Source organism: Streptomyces sp. NPDC050988 (genome assembly GCF_044456225.1).
Taxonomy (GTDB): domain Bacteria; phylum Actinomycetota; class Actinomycetes; order Streptomycetales; family Streptomycetaceae; genus Streptomyces.
Genome location: NZ_JBITFQ010000029.1, coordinates 61,047 through 87,669, shown reverse-complemented (window position 1 = coordinate 87,669; position 26,623 = coordinate 61,047). Strand labels below are relative to the sequence as shown.

Here is a 26,623-nt window from a genome sequence, read left to right as displayed (position 1 = left end):
GATGGTTCTCGGGAGTGACCTCAGGCGGGGGACAGGCCGCGGGCTGGCGGTGGCGGTACTCGTCCTCGCCTCCGCTCTCACGGCCTGCGGCGACGACAGCGGCGGCGACGACACGACTCCGCCCTCGCCCTCCGTGGAGCAGCCCACGACGGAGCAGCCCACGACGACCGAGCCGAGTCCGAGCGCGAGCGCTCCGGACGATCCGGCGGCGGCCGAGAAGGAGATCAAGGCGAACTGGAAGAAGTTCTTCGACCCCGACGTCCCCCTGAAGGACAAGCAGGCCGTCCTGGAGAACGGCGACAACATGGCCCAGGTCCTGGAGAGCTTCAGCGGCGACGAGCGCGGCGGGCAGGTGGAGGCGACCGTCGACCAGGTCGAGTTCACCGCGCCGACGGCGGCGAACGTGACGTACACGCTCACCCTGAAGGGCGCCACGGTCATGCCGAACGCCGCGGGGACCGCCGTCGAGCAGGACGACACGTGGAAGGTGTCCGTCAAGACGCTGTGCGGTCTGGTCGGGCTGAGCGGCAATGCGTCGCCGGGTCCGGGTTGCTGAATGCGCTGTCGCGGGCCTGCTGCTCCTGTTGGGCACGGCCTGCGGCAGCCGTCTCCCGGAGAGCGACTTCGAGGATCGGCCGGGCCGTACCCCCACGCGGAGCGGCACCGCGGAACCCCTGCGCGTAGGCATCATCACGAGCGCCACCAGCCCGGTCGGCGGCAACACCTTCACCGGGCCGCGCGACGGCGCCAAGGCCTACTTCGACCGGCTGAACGCGCGCGGAGGCATCGACGGCCGCCGGGTCGACGTCCGTACCTGTGACGACGGCGGCAGCGGTGTCGGCAACAACGAATGCGTGCACAAGCTCGTCGACGAGGACAAGGTGGTCGCCCTCGTCGCCACCAGCGCGCTCGACTACGCGGGCGCCTCCCGGGTGTCACGCGCGCGCGTGCCCGACATCGGCGGACAGCCCATCGGCGCGGCGTACGACACCTATCCGCACCTCTACGGGATCTACGGCAGCCTCGCCCCCCGGAACGGAAAGCCGGGCTGGGACGGGAAGCTGTACGGCGGCACCGAGATCTACCGCTACTTCAAGCGCGAGCAGGGCGCCCGGACGGCGGCCGTCGTCTCGTACAATCAGTCCGCGTCCGCCGCCTACGCCCGGCTCGTCACCCAGGGGCTGAAGGCCGAGGGCTACAAGGTGGTCACCGAGCAGGTCGACTTCGCGCTGCCCAACTTCCGTGCCGCGGCGGCCGATCTGAAGGAACAGGGCGCCGACGTGGTCTTCGACGCCATCGACACCTACGGCAACGCGCAGCTGTGCAAGGCGATGGACGACGTCGGCGCCGACGTCCTCGCCAAGGTCACCAACGTGCAGAACTGGACGTCCACCGTCCGCGAGGACTACAAGGACGCGCCCCGCTGCCGCAACGCCCTGTGGGCGACGGGCGCGAGCCGCAACTACGACGAGACGGCCGCGGCCGCGGCCACGGACCACGAGGCCCTACGGGAGTTCCGGGACGGCACGAAGAACCTGAAGAGCCACTCCCAGTGGCAACTGGAGGGCTGGGCCGCCGCGATGTGGTTCACCGACGCGGCCAGGTCCTGCGCGAAAACGGGCGTCACGCGCGCGTGCGTCGACCGTTTCATGGACACGGGGAAGCCGTACACGGCCGACGGTCTACTGCTGCCCGTCCGGTACGAGCGGCTGCCCGAACCGCCGAAAACCCGCAGGACCTGTCTCTCGGTGGCCCGCTGGGAGGACGCCCGCGGCTGGGTGAGCCAGGGCGACATGAACGACGAATGCTTCGACGTGCCGCAACTGCCCTATGAGCCCTGATGCGTCCCGGCGCCAAAAGGTTCCCCCATCCGGCTACCGATGGCGCAACTGTTCGGGAACAGGATGGTAAGCAAGCCCAACCATCCCCCCAACTCCCCGGTCTAACCCACAGGTAGCTGGATGAGCCGGAGATACGGGGACGCATGCAGATCTCTTTCCTGATACACAACGCCTACGGAATCGGGGGGACGATCCGGACGACGTACAACCTTGCGAACACCCTCGCCGAGCAGCACGACGTCGAGATCGTCTCCGTGCTGCGCCACCGCGACGAGCCGGTCTTCGCACTGGATCCACGGGTGCGCATGCGCCACCTCGTCGACATCCGCACGAACAGCCCGGGATACGAGGGCGACGACCCCGCCTACCAGACCCCGGCCCGCGTCTTCCCACGAGGGGAGGTCCGCTACGACCAGTACAGCGCCCTGACCGACCGCCGTATCGCGGACCACCTCTCGAAGGTCGACTCCGACGTGGTGATCGGCACCCGTCCGGGGCTGAACGTGCATCTGGCCCGCGAGACCAGACGCGGCCCGCTCCGCGTCGGCCAGGAGCACCTCACGCTCGACACCCACTCGGAGTCCCTGCGCACGGAGCTGCGTGGCGCCTACCCGCGGCTTGACGCGCTCACCACGACCACGGAGGCGGACGCGGGGGCGTACCGCAAGAAGATGCGGCTGCCCGGCGTGCACGTCGAGGCCGTGCCCAACCCGGTGCCCGCCCCCGGCATCGAGCCCGCGGACGGTTCCGGCAAGTGGGTCGTGGCGGCCGGGCGGCTCGCCCCGGTCAAGCGGTACGACCTGCTGATCAAGGCCTTCGACCGGGTGCGCCGGCAGCGGCCCGACTGGCGGCTGCGGATCTACGGCGGCGGCAAGCAGAAGGACAAGCTGCGCAGGCTCATCGACGAACTCGGCCTCTACAACCACGTGTTGCTGATGGGACCGGCGCATCCCATCGAGCCGGAGTGGGCCAAGGGATCCATCGCCGCCGTCACCTCCAGCCTGGAGTCCTTCGGCATGACGATCGTCGAGGCCATGCGCTGCGGCCTGCCCGTCGTCTCCACGGACTGCCCGCACGGCCCAGGGGAGATCATCGACAACGGTGTCGACGGACGTCTCGTGCCCGTCGGCAACGTCGAGGCCATCGCCGACGGACTGCTCGAACTGATCAACAACGACGAGCTGCGGCAGCGGATGGCGCACGCCGCGCTCAAGGACTCCGCGCGCTTCGACCCCGCCCGGATCGCCGAACGCTACGAGTCGATCTTCACGGGTCTCGTCCCGCGCGGCGGAGCCTCGAGGATCGGCCGGATGCGCGGCTCACTGCATCGCACGCGGGGCGCTCTGCTCGGCGGCGCGTATGCAGTTCGGGATGCCGGACGGACCGTACTCGGGAAGGAGAGCTCCGCATGATGACGGTGGCTCCGCAGGCCTCGCACCGGCACTCCGACAAGGACGTGAGCATGTCTACGGGCGCCGACTGCATCGCCGACTCCGCGGGCGGGCTCACCTTCGACATCGCCGACCCCGGTCCGGGCGCCGCGGCCGGCGACACGCATCTGGTGCTCCGCCACCGGGACGGCATTCAGGAGGTCCGGCTGCCGCTCACCCCGGCCGCCGACGGCCGGCTGCGTGCCGCGCTGCCCAGCAGCGTCGAGCTGCCCGAGGGCCGCTGGGACGCCTACGCCCAGACCGCCGACGGCGAGCCGCGGCGCCTGGCACCCGGCCTCAACGACCTGCGCTCGCTCGTCGACCGGGTGCCGAGCGGCGCCCGCGGCCATGTCGCGGTCCGCATCCCGTACGGCACCAAGCACGGCAACCTCTCCGTCCGCAGCTGGCTGCGCGCCCCGCACGCGGAGGCGGGCGAACTGCGCATCGGAAAGGAGGAGTTGGACGTACGGGGTCAGGTGTACGGCGTCGAGCTCACCCCCGACGCCTTCGCCGAACTGCGTGTCCGTGAGGAGCCGGAGACCGTGGTGCGGGCCGAAGTCTCCCGGGACCAGGCCCGGTTCGGTCTCACGGTGGCCTACTCCGGGCTGACGGAGGGCGTCTGGGATCTGTGGCTGCGTCCGGCGGGGGAGACCGGGCCGCGGGTACGGATCGCCCGGCTGCTCGACGACATCGCCGACAAGAAGCCGATCTTCAGCTACCCGAAGGTCACGCTGGAGACGGCGTACGGCCCGGCGGAGGCCGGGCCGTACTACACGAGCGACAACGACCTGTCGGTGACCGTCACCCCGGTGACCTCATCGCAGTGAGCCGAAGAACTCCCTGATGTCGCCGGTCAGCAGCTCCGGTACCTCCAGGGCCGCGAAGTGCCCGCCGCGGTCGAACTCCGTCCAGCGGACAACGGTGTTGGTCTCCTCGGTCCAGCGCCGGATCGCCACGTCCTCGCCGAAGTTCGCGACAGCGGTGGGCACTTCGGAGCGCGTGACGGGGAACCAGTCACCGCTGTGGCCGTTCTCGTAGTACATCCGCGCCGCCGAACCGGCCGTCCCGGTCAGCCAGTACAGCATCACGTTGGTGAGCAGCGTGTCCCGGTCGACCGCGTCCTCCGGCAGCTCGGCCGAGGAGTGCGTCCACTCCTTGAACTTCTCCATGATCCAGGCGAGTTGGCCGACGGGGGAGTCGGTCAGGCCGTATGCGAGAGTCTGCGGGCGGGTCGACTGAAGGACGTTGTAGCCGAAGCCGTCGCTGGTGAACCGGCCGATGGCCGCGAGGCTCTGCCGCTCCCGGTCCGTCAGTTCGGCCTGGACGTCCTCGGGCACGGGACCCAGCGGGATGAAGCCGACGGACGCCGCGTTCACATGGACCCCGATCACCGACTCGGGCGCGACCCGGCCGAGCGCGGGCGAGATCAGCGCGCCCAGGTCGCCGCCCTGCGCGCCGTACCGCTCGTAGCCGAGCCGGCGCATCAGCTCGGCCCACGCCCGGGCCGTACGGCCGACGTTCCAGCCGCGGTCCTTCGTGGGCCCGGAGAAGCCGAATCCGGGGATGGCCGGGATCACCAGGTGGTAGGCGTCCGACGGGTCGTGGCCGTGGGCGCGCGGGTCGCTCAGCGGGCCGATCAGGCCGAGGAACTCCACGATCGAGCCGGGCCACCCGTGCGTCAGGATCAGCGGCACCGCGTCCGGCTCGGGCGAGCGGACGTGCAGGAAGTGCACCTGCGCGCCGTCGATCTCCGTCACGAACTGCGGGATCTCGTTCAGGGCCGCCTCGTGCTTGCGCCAGTCGTACGCGCCGCGCCAGTGGTCGGCCAGCTCACGGAGATACGGCAGCGAGGCTCCGTACTCCCAGCCCACGCCCGGGAGCTGGTCGGGCCAGCGGGTCAGGTCCAGGCGGGTACGCAGATCGTCGAGCTGAGCCTGCGGGATGTCGATCCGGAAGGGGCGGATCTCTTCGCTTGCGCTGTTGTCTGCCATGTCTCGAAAGGTACGCACCCTTGCGGACAACTGCTGTCCGCAATGCCTGGCAGACTCGGATTCATGTTGGAGACCTCGGCACGACTCCTGCGTCTGCTCTCGCTGCTGCAGGCGCACCGCGAATGGTCGGGCGCCGCCCTGGCCGACCGCCTCGGCGTCACCCCGCGCACGGTCCGCCGTGATGTGGACCGGCTGCGCGAACTCGGCTATCCGGTGAACGCCAGCCCCGGCACCGGCGGCGGCTACCAACTGGGCGTGGGCGCCGAACTGCCGCCGCTCTTGCTGGACGACGACGAGGCGGTCGCCGTGGCCGTCGGCCTGCGCACCGCCGCCGGACAGGGCATCGAAGGCATCGGCGAGACCTCCGTACGCGCCCTCACCAAGCTCGAACAGGTGCTGCCGCACCGGCTGCGCCGCCGGGTCGGCGCCCTCAACGCCTTCACCGTGCCGATGCTGCGCGGCCCCCAGCCCTCCGGAGTCGACCCGGCCGTCCTGACCGACCTGGCCGCCGCATGCCGCGACTCGGAGCGGCTGCGCTTCGAGTACCGCGACCACGGCGGCTCCTCGACCCGCCGCACGGTCGAACCGCACCGGCTGGTGTGCACCGAGCGCCGCTGGTACCTGGTCGCCTGGGACGTCGACCGCGACGACTGGCGTACGTTCCGGGCCGACCGTGTCACTCCGAAGCCGCCCCACGGGCCGCGCTTCACGCCCAGGCAGGCGCCCGCCGACGACCTGGCCGCCTATGTGTCCAAGGGCGTGTCCGTCCGCGCGTACGCCACTCACGCCGTCGTCCGGCTGCTCGTGCCGAAGGAGGAGGCGGCCCAGCGGATCTCCCCCTCGGCCGGGACACTGGAGGCGGAGAGCGACGGCACCTGCATCCTGCGGACCGGGGCCGCGAGCCTCGACGTGATGGTGATCCACGTGATGCTGATGGGCGTCGAGTTCGAGGTGCTGGAACCAGTCGAGCTCATCGAGGCGATCAGGACGGCGCGGGACCGGCTGACCCGGACGCTGGAGCGGGCCGCACCGGAGGGACGGCGTACGGCCTCCTGAAGCGTGGGTCCTGTACTTGAGCCATGTATTTCCTATGGTGTGTCAGCTTCTGGAACACACCCCGGAATCGGAAAAGAAAGGCAGGAACGCCGGGTCGGCATCACGTTTTCCGGCCGGCTATTCGGGTCGCGGTCGCGGTAGTCCCGGGTACTCCCGAATTACGTTCGAAGGTGGGCGGAACACGTACGGAACCCCTCGTACGTGTGATGGCCCGATGTGCAGCAGTTCATGTCGCGGGGGTCGAAACGGGTGTCGTTGTCCTGTGACAGAAGCGTGACCGGAGAGGGACCGGTGACTGATGGTGGCGGGTCCGGGCTTCCGTCGCCGCATTCCGCCGCCTAACGTGGCGGCATGGCACCGATTCCCACTCCTCCCGCAGAGCCCTCGGACACTCCGGACGCGTACGTCGGACTGGAGGCGAGCGGCGCCGAGCGGCTGGCCCGTGAACGCGGCTGGTCCACGGTGCGGTCGCTGCCACCGGGCGCGATCATCACGATGGAGTACCTCTCGGGTCGGCTGAACTTCGAGGTCGCCGACGGCCGGGTGACGCGCTGCTGGAAGGGCTGACCCGCCCCCGTCCGGAAGGGCTGACCCGCCCCACGTCCGGAAGGGCTGACCGCCCGCGTCCGCACACCGTGAGGCGTGCACATCGTGAGAGCGCGCTTCGTGGAGCATGGCAAGTACGGCGAAGGCCCCGGCTCCAGGAGCCGGGGCCTTCGCCATGCGCGGGGCGTGGTGTGTGCGTACCGGGCCCCGCGGTCCTTGCTCAGCCGCCCGTCAGCGGGCGGGCCGAGGCGGTGCCACGTGTCACTCGGTCCGACTGCGGAGGTCTGCGGCTTCCGACGGGCGTGACCGGCGTGCGCTCCGAGCGGGCCAGATGCGGGCCCGGCGCCAGGTAGCCGCCCTGCGGCCGGGGCGGCCGGGAGGCGGCCACCGGCTCGCGCACCACGGGCTCCTCGTCGCCGGCCGGGCTGTCGAGCGGGGAGAGCGCCACGGGAGCGCCCACCGGGGCGGCCGGAGCGGGCGCGGTGCCGCGACGGCGGTTGCGCCAGGTGTCGCGCAGGTCGAAGATCGCGGTCTCGGCGCGTGCGATCAGCGGCTCGCACCAGGGCAGCGCGAGGAGGATCAGCAGGCCGGCGGCCCAGCCGAGCACCACGTCGCTCAACCAGTGCGTACCGAGGTAGACGGTGGTGAGGCCGACGCCCAGGGAGACCACGGCGGAGACGGCCGACAGCCAGCGGCGGGCGCGCGGCGTCGAGGCCAGATAGGCGAGGATGCCCCAGGTCACGACGGCGTTGGCGGTGTGGCCCGAAGGGAATATGTCGCCGCCCAGCCACATCTCGTTCGAGCCGACGTTGGTGGCGTAGTGCGGACCGAGACGGCCCATGCTCAGCTTCGCGGCGCCCACCGTGATGTTCAGCAGCAGCAGCGAGGCGCCCAGGACGAGCAGCGGGCGCAGGGTGTGCTGCCGCCAGGAACGCCAGCCCAGCCAGGCCGCGATCATCACGGCGGTGGGGCCGCGCTGGCCCAGCACCACGTAGTAGTCGAGGAACGCGTGGATCTCCGGCCACTGCTGGTACGGCCGGAAGAACATGACCTGCCAGTCGAACCGGACCAGCCACGACGTGATCACGATGGCCCACACGATGGCGACGTAGAAGGCGAGCGTGGACGCGAAGAGGACCACTCGGTGCCGGCTCATCCTGGGCACGTCGATGTGGGCCGGTCGTTCCGGCTCACGGTCCAGCCGGGCGAAGACCCGGTCCAGACGAGTCAGCTTTCGTTCGGTACGCACTCAATCGACGTTACAGCGAGTGAGCTGTGTTCCAGGCCGAAGCACCCTCTTTGTGATGACGATGTGATGTGGGATTGCTCTCAGGAGGGCGTTTATTTCCTTGGATTATGGAATCCCTCGTGCGCTCTTCCTTCCATTCGATTGATCATTCCAATGTGAAGTTTTGGGACGCTTTTGAATTCGTTCACCGAATGCTCGCACGCACTTCTCCGGCCGCTCACCCGCCACCCTGGGTGATCACGGCGGGCCGGAGCCGTTCAGCCAGAAGGCGCCGTACACCGCCGAGGCCGCCGCCACACCGCCCAGCACCCACGCCGACCTGGAGGTTCGCAGCCTGGCGAGGGCCAGGGCGGGAGGCAGCAGCAGAGGGAAGGCGGGCAGCAGAAGGCGTGGTTTCGAGCCGAAGTAGCTCGACGCGCACAGGGCGAGCACGGTGACGACCCCCGCGTACACCAGAAACGGCAGCGGCTGCCGCTGCCGTACGCAGATCACGTACAGCCAGACGAGCAGGCCGACCCCGATGATCAGCGCGAGTCCGGCGAGGGCCGACGGGAACGACGTGAACTTGTCGGCGACGAAGCGGGCGAAGGCGTAGCCGCCGTCGAAGCCGTTGCGCCAGCCCGCCTGGACGTCGAGATAGCCCAGCGGGCCCTTCCCCGTGTGACGGCCGACCCACAGGACGTAGCCGGCGGCGCCGAGGGGCGCGATCAGCATGGCCAGGGCGCGCGGCCATCTCGGCGCGCCGGTCTGCGCCGGAACACTCCGCTCCCGTACGAACGAGGCGATCGCCGCCACCCAGACGGCCGCGACCACCGCCGCGCCCACCGGGCGGGTCAGGCCGGCCAGCGACGCGAGCAGGCCGGCGGTCAGCCAGCGTCCGGTCAGGACCGCGTACAGCGACCAGGCGGCGAGCGCCGTGAACAGCGACTCGCTGTACGCCATCGACTGCACGATGCCGACGGGCAGGACCGCCCACAGCAGCACCGCGCAGATCCCGGCCCGGCTCCCGTACGCATGGTCCGCGACCGCGAAGATCCCCCAGGCCGCGGCGAGCGAGGCCAGCGCGCTGACCAGCAGGCCCGCGTCCGCGTGGGAGAGAGGGGTGACCGCTGCGAAGGCACGCTCCAGCCAGGGCAGCAGCGGGAAGAACGCCAGGTTCGAGTGCACGTCCCCGTTGGGCAGCCGCACCTCATAGCCGTAGCCCAGCTCTGCGACCCGTGTGTACCAGAGGGAGTCCCAGCGGGCGGAGAGCAGCTGGTGCGGGCTCTTGTCCCGCGCGGCGCTCCACACGGCCAGCGTCACCAGGCCCAGCGCGCGCACCGCCGCGTATCCGAGGAGAGCGGGCGCGGCACGGCGCCAGGCGGGTCCCGCACCGGCCGGCGCGACGGGCGTTTCAAGATCGGTCACGGGCTCGATTATCGACGCCGCCCGGAACCGGGGACCCCGCCGGGGCGTGCTTGCCCACGGGGGAGCGTGGCGCATGCCACACGTGTCTGAAAGGAACGTGAGAGGTCCGCCACCTGTCCTCGACGGGAACTCGCGTACCCTGACCACTCACTCGCCTTTGTTGCGTGGGTCCGGGACACCGCTCCTCCTGGGCCGCAGCCGCAGGGAGTCCCCACCCAGCGGATCCGCCGAACGCGAGGGAACATCTGGGAGGTACGTACATGTCCGGGACGACCACGGCCGCTGCGCGTTGCCGTCGGGAGACCGGGGCCGGTGCAAACCGCTGGGTCGTCCTCATCGTCCTCTGCGTCAGCCTGCTGCTGGTCGCCGTGGACGCCACCGTGCTGCACGTCGCGGTGCCCGCCGTCACCGAGGACCTCACACCCGGCGCGATAGAGCTGCTCTGGATCGTCGACATCTACCCGCTCGTCTGCGCCTCGCTGCTGATTCTCTTCGGCACGCTGGGTGACCGCGTCGGCCGCAGACGTGTCCTTCTCCTCGGGTACGCGCTCTTCGGCGTCGCATCCGCCATAGCGGCCCTCGCCGACAGCGCGCAGGTGCTGATCGCGGCGCGCGCCCTGCTCGGCGTCGGCGGCGCGATGATCATGCCCGCGACGCTGTCGATCCTGCGGCAGGTCTTTCCCGACCGGCGCGAGCGGGCGCTCGCGATCGGTGTCTGGAGCGCCGTCGCCGCGGTCGGCGCTGCCGTCGGACCCCTGCTCGGCGGGTTCCTCCTCGAACACTTCTGGTGGGGCTCGGTCTTCCTCATCAACATCCCGCTGATGCTCGTCAGCCTGCCCGTCGGACGGCTGCTGCTGCCCGAGTCGACCGGTGACGGCGACGGGCCGTGGGACGTCGTCGGCGCGCTGATGGCCGCGGCCGGGCTCTTCGGCGTCGTTCTCGGCGTGAAGCGGCTCGGCGGCGGAGAGGCCCCGCTGAGCCCCTTCACGGCGGTACCGCTCCTCGTCGGCGCCGGGCTGCTCGTCGCCTTCGTACGGCGGCAGCGGCGGCGCCGGCATCCGCTGGTCGACCTGAAGATGTTCTCGCGGCCAGCCTTCAGTACGTCCGTGGGGTGCATCGTGCTCGCGATGCTCGCGCTCGTCGGTCTCGAGCTGATCGCCGCGCAGTATCTCCAGCTCGTGCTGAAGCTCTCTCCGCTGGAGACCGGGCTGCGGCTGCTGCCACTCACGATCGCCGCGATGGCCGCGGGGCTCTTCGGGGCGAAGCTGCTGCAGCGGTTCGGGCCGCGGACCATGGTCTGTGCCGGGTTCTGTCTCACCGCCGCGGCGGTGATCATGCTGACGGGGATGGGGAGCCACGACAACGCTCCGCTGCTGCTGACCGGGTTCGTGCTGCTCGGGTTCGGGCTGGAGGTGACGCTCTTCGGGGCGTACGAGTCGATGCTGAGCGAGGCTCCGCAGGAGCAGGCCGGTGGGGCCGCGGCGATCGGGGAGACATCGTACCAGCTCGGGGCCGGGATCGGGATCGCGCTTCTGGGGAGCGTGATGAACGCCGCGTACGCGCCCGGACTGGCGTCCGTTCCGGGGGTCTCTGGCAGGGAGTCGGATGCGGCTCGGCATTCCCTGGGGGAGGCGTATGAGGTCGCGGGGCAGTTGGGTGGGGGGCCCGGGGAGGCGTTGCGGCATGCTGCCCGGCATGCGTTTGTGCATGGGCTGCATGTGACGTTGCTGGTGAGTGCGGGGTTGTTGTTGTTGGGGGCGGTGATGGCGCTGCGGTTGCCTCGGGCCATGGAGTGTGGGGCGGCGGCGGCTGAGGTTGAGGTGCCTGGGCCTCGGGAGGCGGAGTCTTCGTTGCGGGTGGAGTCTGTCGGCTGACTGTTTGGGTGTGGTTGCGCTTTCATGCCTTTCCCGCCCGCACCGCCCGTTAAGGGCGCCAGTCCTGTGCGGGTTTCCCGTGGGGCGACTCGCCGTCGGCGGCCGCGGGTCCGTACGGGGTGAGGGCCCTCCGGGCTCCCCGCCCCGCGTCGCGTGAAGTTGCCCTGGACGTGCGCGACACTGCGTCGTAACGTCGGGCCTCGCCCGTGGTTAACAGTGCTAGTTTTTCGTGCCGGAGGCCTCTGTCGTGTCTGCTTCCTCTTCTTCCTCTTCGTCTGATTCCTCTTCGCCGAAGCTGCCGCCCTTCGACGCCGCCGATCCCCTCGGCGTCGACGACCTGTTGAGCGCGGAGGATCTGGCGGTCCGGGGGACCGTGCGGGCCTGGGCGGCGGATCGGGTGCTGCCGTATGTGGCCGAGTGGTACGAGAAGGGTGAGTTGCCCGGGATCCGGGAGCTGGCGCGGGAGTTGGGGGAGATCGGCGCGCTGGGGATGTCGCTCGACGGGTACGGGTGTGCCGGGGCCTCCGCCGTGCAGTATGGGCTCGCCTGTCTGGAGCTGGAGGCCGCCGACTCCGGGATCCGGTCGCTCGTCTCCGTGCAGGGATCGCTCGCGATGTACGCCATCCACCGCTTCGGGAGCGAGGAGCAGAAGCAGGCTTGGCTGCCGAGGATGGCCGCCGGCGAGGTCATCGGGTGCTTCGGGCTCACCGAGCCCGATCATGGATCCGATCCCGGGGCCATGCGCACGTACGCCAAGCGGGACGGCTCGGACTGGGTGCTGACCGGGCGGAAGATGTGGATCACCAACGGGTCCGTGGCGGGCGTTGCCGTGGTGTGGGCCCAGACCGATGACGGGATCCGTGGGTTCGTCGTGCCCACCGACCGTCCCGGGTTCTCCGCGCCCGAGATCAAGCACAAGTGGTCGCTGCGCGCCTCGGTCACCAGTGAACTGGTCCTTGATGAAGTGCGGCTTCCCGCGGACGCCGTACTGCCCGACGTCACCGGGCTCAAGGGGCCGCTCAGCTGTCTGTCGCACGCCCGGTACGGGATCGTGTGGGGCGCGATGGGTGCCGCGCGGTCGAGTTTCGAGGCGGCGGTCGAGTACGCGAAGACGCGTGAGCAGTTCGGACGGCCCATCGGCGGTTTCCAGCTCACCCAGGCCAAACTCGCCGACATGGCGGTCGAACTGCACAAGGGAATTCTGCTCGCCCATCATCTGGGGCGGCGGATGGACGCGGGACGGCTCCGTCCCGAGCAGGTCAGCTTCGGCAAGCTCAACAACGTACGAGAAGCGATCGACATCTGCCGTACGGCGCGGACGATTCTCGGCGCCAACGGAATCTCGCTCGAATACCCCGTGATGCGCCACGCCACGAATCTCGAGTCGGTGCTGACGTACGAAGGCACCGTCGAGATGCACCAGTTGGTACTGGGCAAGGCGCTCACCGGTCTCGACGCGTTCCGGTAGGCGAGTTCCTACCGCGGCGCCGAGAGGCGGGTCCGGTGAGCGGCCCTGCTCAGCTCTGGTTGAAGAAGCCGTCCGCGCGGCGGCCGGCGGGCTCCCCGCTGACGATTTCGGTGTCGGCGGGGGTCAGCAGGAAAACCCGGTTCGACACACGCTCGATGGAGCCGCGCAGGCCGAAGATCAGGCCGGCCGCGAAGTCGACGACGCGCTTGGCGTCGGCCGCCTCCATGGCCGTGAGGTTCATGATGACGGGAACGCCGTCGCGGAAGAGCTCGCCGATGCCACGGGCGTCCCGGAAACTGTCCGGGGTGACCGTGCCGATCCGGCGGCCCTTCTCCTCGGCCGCTTCCGACGCCACCTTCACACGCGGGTCCGTCACCCAGGCATCCCTGGCTCCGGTCTCGGACCCTTCGGCGTAGTCGTCGTCGTAGTAACGCTCGTCATCGTTGTCGTCGACGAGGCCAAGCCAGGCACTCGCCTTGCGCACCGATCCCATGTGGACGCCTCCTCTCACAGCGGTCTTTCTTTTCTCCGCATCCCCATGGTCGTGCATGATGCGGATGTCGCGCCAAGGGGATAGACGCCGCGCGGGGGTTTCGTGACGGTACTGGTGCACAGCGAATTCGTCGAGAGGCCGCGTACCCCAAGGGTCGTGCCGTACACCGCTGCTGACTGAGAGTGAAATATGATTCTTCACGGCGGACGGGTGACGGCTGGAGCGTACGGGTGAACGGTGGTCGGTACGATGCCGCAGCTCAACGTCGTACACACCACGGGGGATCGTCGTGTTCGGAATCGTCAGACCCTGCACTCATCGGCTCGGGGAAAGCCTCAAAACCCAATGGATGGCGCATTTGTGCGGGCTGTGTCTCGCACTTCGGGGGGATCACGGACAGTTCGCAAGGGTCGTCACGAACTACGACGGCTTGCTGATATCGGTTCTGACGGAGGCTCAGGCCGAGCGCGCCAGTGGATGGAGGCGCACGGCGGGGCCCTGTCCATTGCGCGGAATGCGGAGCGCTTCGGTCGCCCAGGGTGAGGGAGCCCGGCTCGCCGCCGCCGTCTCGCTGGTGCTCGCCTCCGCGAAGGTGCGCGATCACATGGCCGACGGGGACGGATTGTTGGCTCGTCGGCCGGTGGCGCTCGCGGCCCGACGGGTCGCCGTGAACTGGGGGCGGGCGGGTGCCCGTACGGGTTCGGACGTCGGCTTCGACACCGCCGTGCTGGTCGACGCCGTGGACCGGCAGGTGGGCATCGAGGCGCTCGCCGGGCTCGGCACCCCGCTGCTGACCGTCACCGAGCCGACCGAGACCGCGACCGCCGCGGCCTTCGCACACACTGCGATCCTGGCCGGGCGGCCCGGCAACGCGGAGCCGCTCGCCGAGGCCGGCCGGCTTTTCGGACGGCTCGCGCACCTCCTGGACGCCGTGGAGGACAGGGAAACTGACGCCGCGTCGGGCGCCTGGAACCCGCTGACCGCCACCGGTACGTCCCTGGAGGAAGCCCGGCGGCTCGCCGACGACGCGCTGCACGGGATACGGCTCGCACTCAAGGAAGCGGAGTTCACTGACGCGAAGCTGGCGCACACGCTGCTCGCCCACGAGCTGCGCAACTCGGTGGACCGCGCCTTCGGAACCTCCTCCTGCTCGCACCAGGGGGCCGAGCTGTACGGGCCGCCGCCGGGCAACCCGTACGCGCCCTCCGGCCCCGGCGCTCCGCCGCCCCCTCCCGAGCCGCCACGCCGTGACCGGCGCGGACTCCTCGCGGGCTGCGCCGTGTGGATGGGCCTGGCCTGTACGTGCCAGATGTGCTGCTGCGAGTACGACGACCCGTGGAGCGGGGAACGCAAGGAGGGGCTCTGCCGGCGGTGCGACAACTGCGACGACTGCTGCGACGGCTGTGACTGCTGCGGGAACTGCTGCGACGGGTGCGGATGCGATTGCGGCTGCAATTGCTGACCCGGCCAGTTTCGTGCCCTTCTCGAAGGCGAAGCCGACGTCGTACTTGCCGCTGTCGAGCGCCGGGAGGATCGCCTCGAAGCTCGTGGCCTCGCGCTTGAGCTCGCGGAGCCGGATCCGCATGCGGTGAGCAGCAGTGCCGCCGAAGTGATCAGGGCCAAGGGGATGAAAAGGGCACGGCGGGGCCGTGAGGACGTACTCATGGCATGCGGATCTCCTGGGCGAACGAGGCAGGAAACGCGGAAAGGAGCTGGGAAGCGCGAGGGGAAGGGAGCGCGTGTGAAGGCGTCGAGGAAGGTGGAGAAAGGTGGGAAACGCAGAAGGCGCCCGCCCGTGAAGGGCTCGGGCGCGCAGGGGGTCAGCTCAACAGGAAGAGGACCACACTCGACCGAAGTCGATGTGGGAGCGCTTGACCAGCCACTGCTGCGGATGCATGGGAGCAAGTGGAACAGGCATCCGGTTCGGCGTCAACTGGCGTGAGACGTACGGCTCACAGTGTGGACGGCCTTGACAACGAGGGGAAACGCCCCCGTACTCTCGGTGGACGGCCCTGCTGAGGGGCTCGGCCGTGCACGCCGTACGACGCCCTGGTGGGCGTCCGCGCGTTCCGCGTGACCTGTGTGAAGGCACCACCCGTGTTCGACTCGATGTATCACGGAGCCTTCGCATGTCCTCGCACCCCCTTGTCAAGGTGGCCGCGCCCGAAGACGCGGTGCCTCCGCGCACAGTCCCGCGCCGCCGCTTCGGCCAGTACTACGTCGAGCGGCACTACGCACGCGGTTCGGAGCGCACGCGATGAGCCCGGCACGCCCTTCGTTGGTGATCGTGGGAGCCGGGCCGCGGGGGACCGGACTCCTGGAGCGGATCGCCGCCAACGCGCCTGAGCTGTACGGCAGTTCGGGTGATGGTTCAGGTGGTCCGGGCGGCGGCCGGGACGGCTCGGACGGGCTCGACATCCATCTCGTCGACCCCTATCCGCCGGGGGGCGGCCGTATCTGGCGCGAGGCTCAGTCACCGCTGCTGTGGATGAACTCCGAGGCGCAGGACGTCACGATGTTCACCGACGAGACGGTCGACATGGCCGGACCGGTGCGTGAGGGCCCCACGCTGCACGAGTGGGCCGCACTCGACGGACGCGTCTTCGCGGACCGGCAACGGCAGGGCACGTACATGCGATGGGTCTACGAGCAGACCGTCGCCGCGCTCCCGCCGGGCATCCGCGTCCACCATCACGCCCGCCGCGCCCTGCGGGTCGTCGGCCCGCGCGAGGGGCGCCAGCAGGTGTGGCTGGAGGGCCGGCCGCGCCCGCTCCTCGCCGACCTGGTCGTCCTCACGCTCGGCCATCTCGACGCCGAACTGGACGAGGAGCAGCGCGGGTTGGCCGCGTATGCCCGCGCCCACGGTCTGGTCCACCTGCCGCCGGATTTCACCGCCGACAGCGATCTGTCCGCCCTCGCGCCGGGCGAACCGGTGCTCGTCCGGGGCTTCGGGCTCGCCTTCGTCGACCTGATGGTGCTGCTCACCGAAGGGCGTGGTGGGCGCTACGAGACGGGCGCGGACGGGGAGTTGACGTACCGGGCGTCCGGGCGCGAGCCCGTGCTGCACGTAGGTTCGCGGCGCGGAGTCCCGTACCACTCGAAGATCGGTTACGACTGGACCGGCGAACGGCCGCCGCTGCCTCGGTTCTTCGGGCCGGGTGAGGTCGACGCCTTGCTCGCGCGTCCCGGCGGCTTCGACTTCCGGCGGGACGTGTGGCCGCTCGTCGAGAAGGAACTGGGCTTCGCGCACTACCACCGGCTGTTCACGGCACACCCCGAGCGCACGGACATGGCCTGGACGGACTTCGAGGAGAAGTACGCGGCCGGTGACAGCGCCGAGATCCGGACCCTGGTCGCCTCGGCCGTGCCCGACACCGCCGACCGGTTCGACCCGGCCGCACTCGACCATCCGCTGGACGGGGTGCGCCATGCCTCGTACGACGAACTTCAGGACGGGCTGCGGGCCTACATCGAAGGAGACCTGACCCGGCGTCACGATCCCTCGCACAGCTCGGACATGGCGGTCTTCCTCGGACTCCTGTCCGTCTACGGGCAGTTGGTGCGGCTCGGTGACATCGGGCCCTGGTGGCACGGGTTCTTCAGCTATCTGGCGTCGGGGCCGCCCGGACCGCGGCTGCGGCAGATGCTCGCCCTGTCCCGGGCGGGGGTGCTCAGGTTCCTGGGCGCCGGCATGACCGTATCGGCCTCGGACGGTGTCTTCCGGGCCGGGAGTGCAGGCGTGCCGGGGGAGTACGTCGAGGCCCGGGCGCTCGTCGAGGCGCGGCTGCCGCATCCCACGGTCGAGCGCACCCGCGACCCCCTGCTGCGTGAGCTGTACGCCGAGGGGGCCGCGGCGACGCCCGAGGGCCTGCTCGCCGTGGACCCCGCCGACGGGCGTGTCCTCGACCGCTCCGGCACCCCGCATCCACGGCGGTTCGCGCTCGGACCGCACACCGACGCCCGGGGCTCCGGCGCGTTCACCCGGCCGCGCACCGGAGGGCCCGCCTTCCGGCAGAACGACGCGACGGCGCGCGCGGCGCTGGCTTTTCTATGCGCGCTGTCCTGTAGCGCCGCCGCGTAACCACCGACCTCCGGCACGCTCCCGCCCCCTCCGGCACCGCCGGGCGCCCCCGCTCACTGCCTTCACCAGAGGACTCCCATGTCGCTGACCAGTGATCCACCCCTTACCAGAACGTCCGCCGAACCCGAGGACTACGGCGCGCTCAAGGTCGTGCCCGTGCGCCATCCCTGGCGCTGGGTGGCGGTGACCGTGACCGCCGTGCTGCTCGCCCAGTTCGTCCACGGGCTCGCCACCAACTCCGGCTGGGAGTGGGAGGTGTTCGCCGAGTTCTTCACCGCGGAGGTGATCCTCAAGGCGGTCTGGGTGACCCTTCAACTCACCTTCTACGGAACGGTGTTGGGCTTCGCGCTCGGCATCGTCCTGGCGTTCATGCGGCTGTCGGCCAGCCCGTTCCTGAAGGCCGTCTCCTTCGCGTACATCTGGGCGTTCCGGTCGATCCCGCTGATCGTGCAGCTGCTCTTCTGGTTCAACCTCGCCTACCTCTACAAGGAGTTGGAGTTCGGTATCCCCTTCGGGCCCGGCTTCTTCTCCTTCGACACGATGGGCCTGGTCGGCGCGATGAGTGCGGCCGTGCTGGGGCTGGCCCTGCACCAGGCCGCGTATGCCGCGGAGATCGTGCGCGGCGGCGTACTGTCCGTCGACAGCGGGCAGTTGGAGGCGGCCGCCGCGCTCGGCATCCCCAGGCTGCGGCAGATCCGGCGGATCGTGCTGCCGCAGGCGATGCGTTCCATCCTGCCGAACGCCGCCAACGAGGTGATCTCCCTCTTCAAGGGCACCTCGATCGTCTCCGTCATGGCGATCGGCGAACTCTTCTACCAGGTGCAGGTCATCTACGGACGCAACGGCCGGGTCGTACCGCTGCTCATGGTCGCGACGGCCTGGTACATCCTCCTGACCACCGCGCTCTCGGTCCTCCAGTACTACGTCGAACGACACTTCGCGAAGGGAAGCACGCGATGAGCGCGCCGCTGACCAAGGATCCGACCGAGGACGGGGCGGCCGCCGCCCCCATGGTCGACATCAAGTCCGTGCACAAGAGCTTCGGTTCGCTCGAAGTCCTCAAGGGCGTCGACCTGGAGGTACGGACCGGTGAGGTCACCGTCGTCCTCGGCCCGTCAGGATCCGGCAAGTCCACACTGCTGCGGACCATCAACCACCTGGAGAAGGTCGACCAGGGCTGGATCAGCGTGGACGGTTCGCTGGTCGGCTACCGGCGCTCCGGCGACAAGCTGTACGAGCTGCGCGAGCGGGAGATCCTCAGGCAGCGCACCCGGATCGGGTTCGTCTTCCAGAACTTCAACCTCTTCCCGCATCTCACGGTGCTGGAGAACATCGTCGAGGCCCCGGTCTCCGCGCTGAAGCGGCCCCGCAAGGACGTCACCGAGGCCGCGCGCGGGCTGCTCGACCGGGTCGGGCTCGCCGACAAGGCCGACGCCTACCCGAAGCAGCTCTCCGGCGGACAGCAGCAGCGCGTGGCCATCGCCCGCGCGCTCGCCCTGGAGCCGAAACTGCTGCTCTTCGACGAGCCGACGTCCGCGCTCGACCCCGAGCTGGTCGGTGAGGTCCTCGACGTCATCAAGGACCTGGCGCATCAGGGCACCACGATGATCGTCGTCACGCACGAGATCGGCTTCGCCCGCGAGGTCGCCGACACGGTCGTCTTCATGGACGACGGCCGGATCGTCGAACAGGGCGCCCCCGGCGACGTACTCGACCGGCCGAGGCACGAGCGCACCCGCGCCTTCCTCTCCAAGGTCCTCTGAACCTGCCGCTGTCCAATCGTTCCAACCTCTCTTCCCACACCAGGAGTTCACCCGTGATATCCCGACGCACCCTCGCCGCCTCCGTCGCCGCTCTCGTCGTCGCCCCCCTGCTCAGCGCCTGCGGCGGTGACAGCGACGCGGCGACCGGGACGGGCACGTCCGGGGCGCAGAAGGCCGGCGGCGTCAACATCGGCCCCGACCAGAACCGGATCCGCGGCAAGAAGGTCGAGGAGATCGCCGCGCTCGTCCCGGCGGCGATCCGCGAGCGCGGCACGCTGAAGCTCGGCCAGAGCGCCGACGCCTCGCCGCCGCTCGGCTTCTACGCGACCGACGACAAGACCAGAATCGGCTCCGAGATCGACCTCGCTACCCTCGTCGCCGACACCCTCGGGCTGAAGCTCGACAACGACGAGGTCTCCTGGGAGAACCTCTTCGTCAGTCTCGACAGCGGCAAGTTCGACGCCGTCTTCTCGAACGTGACCGTCACGGAGGAGCGCAAGGAGAAGTACGACTTCGCGACCTACCGCCTCGACAACATCTCGTTCGAGGCGAAGAAGGGCACCGACTGGAAGATCGACGGTCCCGAGGACGTGGCGGGCAAGACGATCGCCGTCGCCTCCGGCACCAACCAGGAGAAGATCCTCGTCGACTGGAGCAAGCAGAACGAGAAGGCGGGCCGCAAGGCCGTCACCATCAAGTACTTCCAGAAGGACACGGACTACTACCTCGCCCTCCAGTCGGGCCGTATCGACGCCTACCTGGGCCCCAGCCCGTCCGCCGCCTACCACGTGGCCACGGCAGGGCAGTCGCAGGTCATCGGCACGCTCTCCGGCGCCGGCGACGACCTCCAGGGCAAGATCGCCGCCACCACGAAGAAGGGGAGCGGGCTCGTCGACGCGTACGCGGCCGCCCTCAACCACGTGATCGAGGACGGCAGTTACGGGCGCGTGCTCAAGCGCTGGGGCCTGTTGAGCGAGGCCGTGCCGAAGTCGGAGATCAACCCGCCCGGCCTGCCGAAGATCTAGGGGATCCGCCGCCGCGACGGTCGTGGCACTCGGCGGGCGGACCGGGACGCGCCACTGCTCCAGGAGTGTGGCGCGTCCCGGACGGACGGAATACACCGGCGCGACGCCGCGCTCACACCCCGGGCCGGCGGAGCCCGTGTGGAAGGGTTGATCACATGACGACGGAACAGGGGGCGGCGGACGCGTCCGAGGAGTGGAGGCACTGGCACGAGCACCGCACCGAGACGGTGTCCGCGCCCCACGGCCCGCTCGCGCTCAGCGGCACCCACTGGATCGAGGACTATCCGGAGGGGCTACTTCCGGACATGCCCGGCCGGTGGTCCGTGGACGGTGACGCGGTCGTGCTGACGGCCGACGCTGCCGACGGCCTGCTCGTGGACGGTGAGCCCTTCGCCGGTGAGGTCCGGCTCGGGGCCGACCCTGGTCCGGCCGCCACGGCCCGGGTCGCGCACGGCGAGCGCCGGTTCGTCGTCCTCGTACGCGAAGGGGCCCTGGGTGTACGCGACTTCGACCCCGCCTCCCCGGCCCGGCGGGCCTTCCGGGGCATCGAGGCCACGCCGTACGATCCGCGCTGGTCGGTGCCGGGTCGCTTCACGCCGTACGGGGAGGACCGGACCGTACGTGTGGCGAACGCCGACGGGCGGGAGCGCGGGCTCGGGCTCGGTGGTGAACTCGCCTTCACGCTCGGCGGGCAGGATCTGACGCTTCAGGTGGCGGTTCAGGGAGACGGATCGCTGTGGGCTGTTTTCGGCGATGTGACGAGTGGGAACGGCAGTTACCGCTTCCGGTTCCTGCGCCCGGCGGCTCCTGACACCGAGGGGCGCGCGACGGTGGACTTCAACCGTGCCCTGCTCCCGCCCTGCGCATTCGCGGACCACTTCATCTGCCCATTCCCACCGCCGGGGAATACCCTGAGCGCGGCGATTGCCGCCGGGGAACGCAATCTGCTCCGATAATCCGCACGTAATCCACACACTGCCGTCGATGAGATCAACTCCCGTGGGACATACGTAAGTTGAACACCGCACGGCCGAAAGGCGCCCTTGCGCCCGTCGGGTGTGCGGCCAAATACTCCCCCCAGCGCCTTGTCAGGGGCACGGCTTGTCCGGAATCCGGGCATTCTTCCTCTGGCGTGCGCCTCACGGGCCCCGACCCCACGCGGGCCCCCGACTTCCCTTTGGAGGGAACGAACAGTGAGGACCAAGCGCACCACCCCCCGCAGCGGAATAGCGAGACGGACCCGGCTGATCGCCGTCACCTCCGGACTCGTGGCCGCAGCCGCATTCACCATCCCTTCCGCGAACGCGAGCGACGCGCAGACGTTCAGCGCCTCCCAGCTGAAGAGCGCCAGCTCTTCGGTGCTCAAGGCCGATGTGCCGGGCACCGCCTGGGCGACCGACGCCAAGACCGGCAAGGTCGTGGTCACGGTCGACAGCACCGTCTCCAAGGCGGAGATCGCGAAGATCAAGCGGGCCGCGGGCACCAACGCCGGCGCCCTGCAGATCAAGAGCACCCCGGGCAAGATAAACAAGCTGATCAAGGGCGGCGACGCCATCTATGCGAGTAGCTGGCGCTGCTCCCTCGGCTTCAACGTCAAGAACAGCGCGGGAGCCGACTACTTCGTGACCGCCGGTCACTGCACCGACGGCGCCGGCACCTGGTGGTCGAACTCCGGGCACACCACCACGCTCGGCTCGACGGCCGGCTCCAGCTTCCCGACCAACGACTACGGGCTGGTGCGCTACACCAACACCACGGTCGCCAAGGAAGGCACCGCGGGCAGCGTGAACATCACCAGCGCCGCCACCCCGGCCGTGGGCACGAACGTCATCCGCACCGGTTCCACCACCGGCACCCGCACCGGACGAGTCACCGCGCTGAACGCGACCGTCAACTACGGCGGCGGCGACATCGTCTACGGCATGATCCAGACCAACGTCTGTGCCGAGCCCGGCGACTCCGGTGGCGCCATGTACGGCAGCAACGGTGTCGCCTACGGTCTGACCTCGGGCGGCAGCGGCAACTGCACCTCCGGCGGCACCACGTTCTTCCAGCCGGTCACCGAGGCGCTGAGCGCCTACGGCGTCAACGTATTCTGATCGGTACGCGCCAAATCGACACCCGCGTGACCTGACTGCAGCCAGCAGCAGACGAGCCCCCGCACCGCCGTTCGCGGTGCGGGGGCTCGTCCTTGGCCGTGGTGGCTCGCCGGTGTGCACGAGAAAGATCCGGGGGAACAGGGAAGTGGCTTCCGACCAGCAGCGCCATGTACGCCGCAGTCCGCTGCTGTTCACGACACCGCTGGTGCTGCTCGTGGTGCTGGCACTGGTGCTCCTGTGGGAGATCACGCGCGGCAACGTGACGGGGGAGCTGAGTCGCCAGTGGCCCTGGCGGCTGCGGCTGATGGACACGGACGCGCTGGGCAGCCTGCTGGCGGTCGCCCTCGCCGCGGTACTCGGCCGGGCGCAGTACGCGCGTACGGTACGGCCCGCGCTGGGCTGGCGTTCGTCCTGGGTACCCGGCACCTTCGCCCCGGACGAGCCCGCCTGGGAGGTGGGCGTCCTGAACGGCGGTCCGCAGCACGCCGTCGTGGAGCGGGTGGAGTACCGACTCGTACCGCACGACGGGGCTTCCGGGGACTGGACCGACCATGCGGGGCTGCTGCGGGAACTTGCCGCGATGGGGCTCGTGCACGGCAAGCACTACCGGCAGATGCTCGTCGGCGCGGGTTTCCCGCTGCCGGGCGCCACCGGGTACGAGACCGCGCCCCACGGCGCGTACACCCAGCGGTTCGTCGACGAGGTCGACGAGTTGCGGCTCCGGCTGCGAGTGACGGACGCCGTGGGCGACAGCCATGAGCGGGTGATGGACCTGATGCGCGGGGCACGGCTGGAGCGGCCGGGGGCGGCGGGGAGCGGGCTCATAGTGGGGCCCGGGGTGTGAGGCGGACCTGGGCGTGAGGCACTCCGGGTACTCCGGGTACTCCGGGTGTGAGGCGCTTCGGCGTGAGACGACCCGGGCGTGACGTGGTGGCCCGGGTCAGGCGTCGGTCCGTGGGGTCGCGCACAGCCAGTCCAGTACGTCCGGGAGGGCCTCCAGGGCTGAGAAGTGGCTGCCCTTCGGGTCCAGGACCGGTCGGGCGCGGGGGATGCGCCCGGCCAGCCACTCGAAGTGGCCCACCGGGGAGAAGGTGTCCTCGGCGCCGTGCCACAGCAGCACGGGGCGGGTGATCTGCGCGGGGTCGAAGCCCCAGTGGCTCAGCAGCGCCAGGGTGTCGTCGAGCCAGCCGTAGGCCGAATCGCGCAGCGCCTCACGGTAGTTGCGCAGCAGCATCTCGCTCACGGCCGGGGTGGAGACGATCCGGCGGTCGGCGTCGGTGAGGCCGTCCTTGATCGACGTGAGCAGCTGTGCCGGGTCCGCGCGGATCGCGGCGGCCCGGCCGGCGAGCCGGTCCGCGAACTCCAGGGGGTCGGTGAGCGCCTGCGTGAACTCCTCGACGTTGGACCTCGCCATCCCGTCGAACCAGTTCAGCCCCTCGGCGACCGGCGGCGCGAGACTCGCCATCGCCGCCGCCCGCCGCACCCGCGAGGGCAGCAGCGCGGCGCAGGCCAGCGCGTGCGGGGCACCTCCCGAGCGGCCGAGCACCGCGAACCTCCCGAGCCCGAGACCGTCGGCCAGCGCCGCCACGTCCCGCGCGGCCTGCGCCACCCGGCGTCCGGGGCCGCGGTCCGAATCCCCGTACCCAGGCCGGTCGTACGCGATGAACCGCACCCCGGGACGCTCGGCCATCAGCTCCGGCGGCACCGCCCCGTGGCGGCAGCCCGGTGTGCCGTGCAGCAGTATCACCGGGCTGCCGTCCGGGTCCCCCCACTCCTCGAACGCCAGCAGTCGTCCGTCCCGCATCCGTATCCCGTTCGGCACCTCGGTCCTCCATCTCCCCTTCGCGTGTGCACCGGAGTTACCGTCGAAGTACACACCTTTTGCGCTCGATACGGACCCTGGGGGTCGTAATGGTCGAGGAGCTGGTGACGGCGGGAGTGGCTCTCGCGTCCGTCGGAACGGTGTACGCGATGGCGGCGGCCCGCGTCGTCAAACAGTACGAACGGGGCGTGGTGCTCCGCCTCGGCAGGCTGCGATCCGGGGTGCGTGGTCCGGGGTTCACCATGATCGTGCCCTTCGTGGACCGGCTCCAGAAGGTCAACATGCAGATCGTGACGATGCCGGTACCCGCGCAGGAGGGCATCACGCGGGACAACGTCACGGTGCGGGTGGACGCGGTCGTCTACTTCAAGGTGGTGTCCGCCGCGGACGCGGTCATCCGGGTCGAGGACTACCGCTTCGCGGTCTCGCAGATGGCGCAGACGTCACTGCGCTCGATCATCGGCAAGAGCGAACTGGACGATCTGCTCGCCGACCGCGAGAAGCTCAACCAGGGCCTGGAGCTGATGATCGACAGCCCGGCCGTGGAGTGGGGCGTCTCGATCGACCGCGTCGAGATCAAGGACGTGTCGCTGCCGGAGACGATGAAGCGGTCCATGGCCCGGCAGGCGGAGGCCGACCGTGAGCGGCGGGCCCGGGTCATCAACGCGGACGCCGAACTCCAGGCCTCCAAGAAGCTGGCGGAGGCCGCCGGGGTGATGTCCGAGCAGCCCGCCGCGCTCCAACTCCGGCTGCTGCAGACCGTGGTGGCGGTCGCGGCCGAGAAGAACTCCACGCTCGTCCTCCCCTTCCCCGTCGAGTTGCTGCGGTTCCTGGAGCGGGCACAGCAGCCTGCGCAACAGGCGGCGCCTCCCGCGGCCCAGGTGCGGCAGCCGTCGGAGGAGACGGCTCGGACACAGCCGTCGTTGCCCGAGGCGCAGCAGCGTCCGATCCAGCCGCAGGAGCTCTCGACGCAGGCGCAACAGCTGTTGGCGCAGTGGCAGCAATCGATGCAGGAGCAACTCCCGCCCGTCGAGACACCGTTGGATCCGGACTTCGGAGGGTCGAAATCCGGACAGGACTAGACCTCACAGACTGGCGTTAGTTACTCGCTCGTAGTGTTTGCTATGGGAATCGACGTGGTGAGACGGCCCCTTGTCAACGCGCGTCAACCATGCGGGGGCGCGCGCCCGTTGCGGCACGCGCGTCCTGAAGTCGACCTTGTGTGCTCCCGTACGGCCTCGGAATAGTGGTCGGCGTCCGTTGGCATGGACGCGGCTTTTATTGCGAGTCGGGCCCATGTCCGTACACCTTTCGGTCTCGGCGGCCCCCACAGCCGCCGTTTCCGACCCCCCACAGGAGGACACAAGTTGAAGCACCGACGCATACCCAAGCGGCGGGCGGCCGTGGCAGGTGCGGGCATCGCCGCACTGGTCGCCGCGGGAGTCACCTTGCAGAGTGCGAACGCGAGTGAGAACGCGCCTGCTCCCGAGTTGAAGATCCTCTCGGTCACGGCGGCCGGAAAGCTCGCCTCGACGCTCGGCAAGGACCTCGGCGCGGACGCGGCGGGAACGTATTACGACGCGAAGGCGAAGAGCCTCGTCGTGAACGTCCTCGACGAGGCCGCGGCCGAGACCGTCGAGTCGGCAGGCGCCAAGGCCAGAATCGTCGAGAACTCCCTCGCCGAACTGAAGGGCGCCCGTACGACGCTGAAGCAGGACGCGACCATCCCCGGCACCTCGTGGGCGGTCGACCCGGCGACGAACAAGGTCGTCGTCACCGCGGACCGTACGGTCAAGGGCGCGAAGATGGCGCAGCTGACCAAGGTCGTCGAGGGGCTCGGCGCCAAGGCCGAACTCAAGACCACGAAGGGGGAGTTCAGGCCCTTCATCGCCGGCGGTGACGCCATCACCGGTGGCAGCGGCCGCTGCTCGCTCGGCTTCAACGTGGTCAAGGGCGGCGAGCCGTTCTTCCTCACCGCCGGGCACTGCACCGAGGGCATCACCAACTGGTCCGACTCGTCCGGCACCGAGATCGGCGAGAACGCCGACTCCAGCTTCCCCGACAACGACTACGGCCTGGTGAAGTACACCGCGGACGTGGACCACCCGAGCGAGGTGAACCTCTACAACGGTTCCGCGCAGGAGATCACGGGTGCGGCGGAGGCGACCGTCGGGATGGAGGTCACCCGCAGCGGGTCCACCACCCAGGTGCACGACGGGTCGGTGACCGGTCTTGACGCCACCGTGAACTACGGCAACGGCGACATCGTGAACGGGCTCATCCAGACCGACGTCTGCGCGGAGCCGGGTGACAGCGGTGGGTCGCTGTTCTCGGGCAGCAGCGCGATCGGACTCACGTCCGGCGGCAGCGGGGACTGCACCTCCGGTGGGGAGACGTTCTTCCAGCCGGTGACCGAGGCGCTGTCCGCCACGGGGACCCAGATCGGCTGACGGTCGGTTCGGTTCCGTTGGGCTTGGA

At 69.9% G+C, this 26,623-nt stretch carries 24 protein-coding genes; 19 read left to right on the top strand and 5 right to left on the bottom strand.

Features of this window, described 5'->3' with window-relative positions; all coding sequences use genetic code 11:
* The first annotated feature begins 1 nt into the window (after position 1).
* From ACIBEI_RS39170 to ACIBEI_RS39155, 4 genes are all read left to right on the top strand, one after another.
* Positions 2-556 carry a hypothetical protein gene (locus tag ACIBEI_RS39170; RefSeq protein WP_398895354.1) on the top strand — a complete coding sequence of 185 codons (555 nt, stop codon included), beginning with the start codon at positions 2-4 and terminating at the stop codon, positions 554-556.
* On the top strand, positions 531-1,841 hold the full coding sequence (locus tag ACIBEI_RS39165; RefSeq protein ID WP_398895353.1) for an ABC transporter substrate-binding protein: 1,311 nt from the start codon (positions 531-533) through the stop codon (positions 1,839-1,841). The genes ACIBEI_RS39170 and ACIBEI_RS39165 overlap by 26 nt, the downstream gene beginning before the upstream one ends.
* Positions 1,842-1,984: 143 nt before the next feature.
* Positions 1,985-3,253 carry a glycosyltransferase family 4 protein gene (locus tag ACIBEI_RS39160; protein WP_398895351.1) on the top strand — a complete coding sequence of 423 codons (1,269 nt, stop codon included), beginning with the start codon at positions 1,985-1,987 and terminating at the stop codon, positions 3,251-3,253.
* Positions 3,250-4,098 (top strand): hypothetical protein, encoded by an 849-nt coding sequence (locus tag ACIBEI_RS39155; RefSeq protein WP_398895350.1) that lies wholly within the window; start codon positions 3,250-3,252, stop codon positions 4,096-4,098. The genes ACIBEI_RS39160 and ACIBEI_RS39155 overlap by 4 nt, the downstream gene beginning before the upstream one ends.
* Here the strand turns inward: ACIBEI_RS39155 and ACIBEI_RS39150 are convergent.
* Positions 4,087-5,262 (bottom strand): epoxide hydrolase family protein, encoded by a 1,176-nt coding sequence (locus tag ACIBEI_RS39150; RefSeq protein ID WP_398895348.1) that lies wholly within the window; start codon positions 5,260-5,262, stop codon positions 4,087-4,089. The two genes, ACIBEI_RS39155 and ACIBEI_RS39150, sit on opposite strands and share 12 nt — an antisense overlap.
* Positions 5,263-5,325: 63 nt before the next feature.
* On the opposite strand from ACIBEI_RS39150, the gene ACIBEI_RS39145 reads away from it, so the two are divergent.
* Together ACIBEI_RS39145 and ACIBEI_RS39140 are read left to right on the top strand one after the other, a co-directional pair.
* The gene (locus ACIBEI_RS39145) at positions 5,326-6,318 is read left to right on the top strand and encodes a helix-turn-helix transcriptional regulator (RefSeq protein ID WP_398895347.1); all 993 of its coding nucleotides are present in this window, start codon (positions 5,326-5,328) and stop codon (positions 6,316-6,318) included.
* Between the two features lie 351 nt (positions 6,319-6,669).
* Positions 6,670-6,885, top strand: coding sequence for an I78 family peptidase inhibitor (locus ACIBEI_RS39140; RefSeq protein WP_269652154.1), 216 nt, complete (start codon positions 6,670-6,672; stop codon positions 6,883-6,885).
* A gap of 199 nt (positions 6,886-7,084) precedes the next feature.
* On the opposite strand, the gene ACIBEI_RS39135 is transcribed toward ACIBEI_RS39140, so the two are convergent.
* On the bottom strand, positions 7,085-8,113 hold the full coding sequence (locus ACIBEI_RS39135; RefSeq protein ID WP_398895346.1) for a phosphatase PAP2 family protein: 1,029 nt from the start codon (positions 8,111-8,113) through the stop codon (positions 7,085-7,087).
* Between the two features lie 237 nt (positions 8,114-8,350).
* Positions 8,351-9,520 (bottom strand): glycosyltransferase family 39 protein, encoded by a 1,170-nt coding sequence (locus ACIBEI_RS39130; protein WP_398895344.1) that lies wholly within the window; start codon positions 9,518-9,520, stop codon positions 8,351-8,353.
* A 260-nt stretch (positions 9,521-9,780) separates the two neighbouring features.
* On the opposite strand from ACIBEI_RS39130, the gene ACIBEI_RS39125 reads away from it, so the two are divergent.
* A complete protein-coding gene (locus tag ACIBEI_RS39125) occupies positions 9,781-11,394 on the top strand; it encodes an MFS transporter (protein WP_398895343.1) in 1,614 nt (537 codons plus the stop codon).
* 295 nt (positions 11,395-11,689) lie between these two features.
* Positions 11,690-12,862 (top strand): acyl-CoA dehydrogenase family protein, encoded by a 1,173-nt coding sequence (locus ACIBEI_RS39120; protein WP_398895425.1) that lies wholly within the window; start codon positions 11,690-11,692, stop codon positions 12,860-12,862.
* Between the two features lie 49 nt (positions 12,863-12,911).
* Here the strand turns inward: ACIBEI_RS39120 and ACIBEI_RS39115 are convergent, their stop codons facing one another.
* The gene (locus ACIBEI_RS39115; protein ID WP_143635919.1) at positions 12,912-13,355 is read right to left on the bottom strand and encodes a cell division protein SepF; all 444 of its coding nucleotides are present in this window, start codon (positions 13,353-13,355) and stop codon (positions 12,912-12,914) included.
* Between the two features lie 289 nt (positions 13,356-13,644).
* On the opposite strand from ACIBEI_RS39115, the gene ACIBEI_RS39110 reads away from it, so the two are divergent.
* The 9 genes from ACIBEI_RS39110 (at position 13,645) to ACIBEI_RS39070 (ending at position 23,167) form a co-directional block, all read left to right on the top strand.
* Positions 13,645-14,817, top strand: a complete 1,173-nt coding sequence (locus ACIBEI_RS39110) for a DUF5685 family protein (RefSeq protein ID WP_398895342.1) — start codon at positions 13,645-13,647, stop codon at positions 14,815-14,817.
* A 667-nt stretch (positions 14,818-15,484) separates the two neighbouring features.
* Complete coding sequence (locus ACIBEI_RS39105) at positions 15,485-15,616, top strand: hypothetical protein (RefSeq protein WP_398895341.1); 132 nt, start codon at positions 15,485-15,487, stop codon at positions 15,614-15,616.
* Positions 15,613-17,436: an FAD/NAD(P)-binding protein gene (locus ACIBEI_RS39100; RefSeq protein WP_398895340.1), complete on the top strand. Its 1,824-nt coding sequence runs from the start codon at positions 15,613-15,615 to the stop codon at positions 17,434-17,436. The genes ACIBEI_RS39105 and ACIBEI_RS39100 overlap by 4 nt, the downstream gene beginning before the upstream one ends.
* Positions 17,437-17,514: 78 nt before the next feature.
* A complete protein-coding gene (locus ACIBEI_RS39095; protein ID WP_398895339.1) occupies positions 17,515-18,396 on the top strand; it encodes an amino acid ABC transporter permease in 882 nt (293 codons plus the stop codon).
* Complete coding sequence (locus ACIBEI_RS39090) at positions 18,393-19,199, top strand: amino acid ABC transporter ATP-binding protein (protein WP_398895337.1); 807 nt, start codon at positions 18,393-18,395, stop codon at positions 19,197-19,199. Before ACIBEI_RS39095 ends, ACIBEI_RS39090 begins: the two co-directional genes overlap by 4 nt.
* A 53-nt stretch (positions 19,200-19,252) precedes the next feature.
* A complete protein-coding gene (locus tag ACIBEI_RS39085) occupies positions 19,253-20,224 on the top strand; it encodes an ABC transporter substrate-binding protein (protein ID WP_398895335.1) in 972 nt (323 codons plus the stop codon).
* A gap of 155 nt (positions 20,225-20,379) precedes the next feature.
* Positions 20,380-21,180, top strand: coding sequence for a DUF1684 domain-containing protein (locus tag ACIBEI_RS39080; RefSeq protein ID WP_398895334.1), 801 nt, complete (start codon positions 20,380-20,382; stop codon positions 21,178-21,180).
* Positions 21,181-21,417: 237 nt separating this feature from the next.
* Complete coding sequence (locus ACIBEI_RS39075; protein ID WP_398895332.1) at positions 21,418-22,323, top strand: S1 family peptidase; 906 nt, start codon at positions 21,418-21,420, stop codon at positions 22,321-22,323.
* Positions 22,324-22,468: 145 nt separating this feature from the next.
* Positions 22,469-23,167 (top strand): hypothetical protein, encoded by a 699-nt coding sequence (locus ACIBEI_RS39070; RefSeq protein ID WP_398895331.1) that lies wholly within the window; start codon positions 22,469-22,471, stop codon positions 23,165-23,167.
* A 96-nt stretch (positions 23,168-23,263) separates the two neighbouring features.
* Here the strand turns inward: ACIBEI_RS39070 and ACIBEI_RS39065 are convergent, their stop codons facing one another.
* Positions 23,264-24,145 carry an alpha/beta fold hydrolase gene (locus tag ACIBEI_RS39065; protein WP_398895329.1) on the bottom strand — a complete coding sequence of 294 codons (882 nt, stop codon included), beginning with the start codon at positions 24,143-24,145 and terminating at the stop codon, positions 23,264-23,266.
* Positions 24,146-24,234: 89 nt separating this feature from the next.
* Between ACIBEI_RS39065 and ACIBEI_RS39060 the strand changes: the two genes are divergently transcribed.
* Both ACIBEI_RS39060 and ACIBEI_RS39055 read left to right on the top strand, forming a co-directional pair.
* Positions 24,235-25,227, top strand: a complete 993-nt coding sequence (locus ACIBEI_RS39060; RefSeq protein WP_398895327.1) for a slipin family protein — start codon at positions 24,235-24,237, stop codon at positions 25,225-25,227.
* A gap of 285 nt (positions 25,228-25,512) precedes the next feature.
* A complete protein-coding gene (locus tag ACIBEI_RS39055) occupies positions 25,513-26,595 on the top strand; it encodes a S1 family peptidase (RefSeq protein WP_398895326.1) in 1,083 nt (360 codons plus the stop codon).
* The last annotated feature ends 28 nt before the right edge of the window (positions 26,596-26,623 follow it).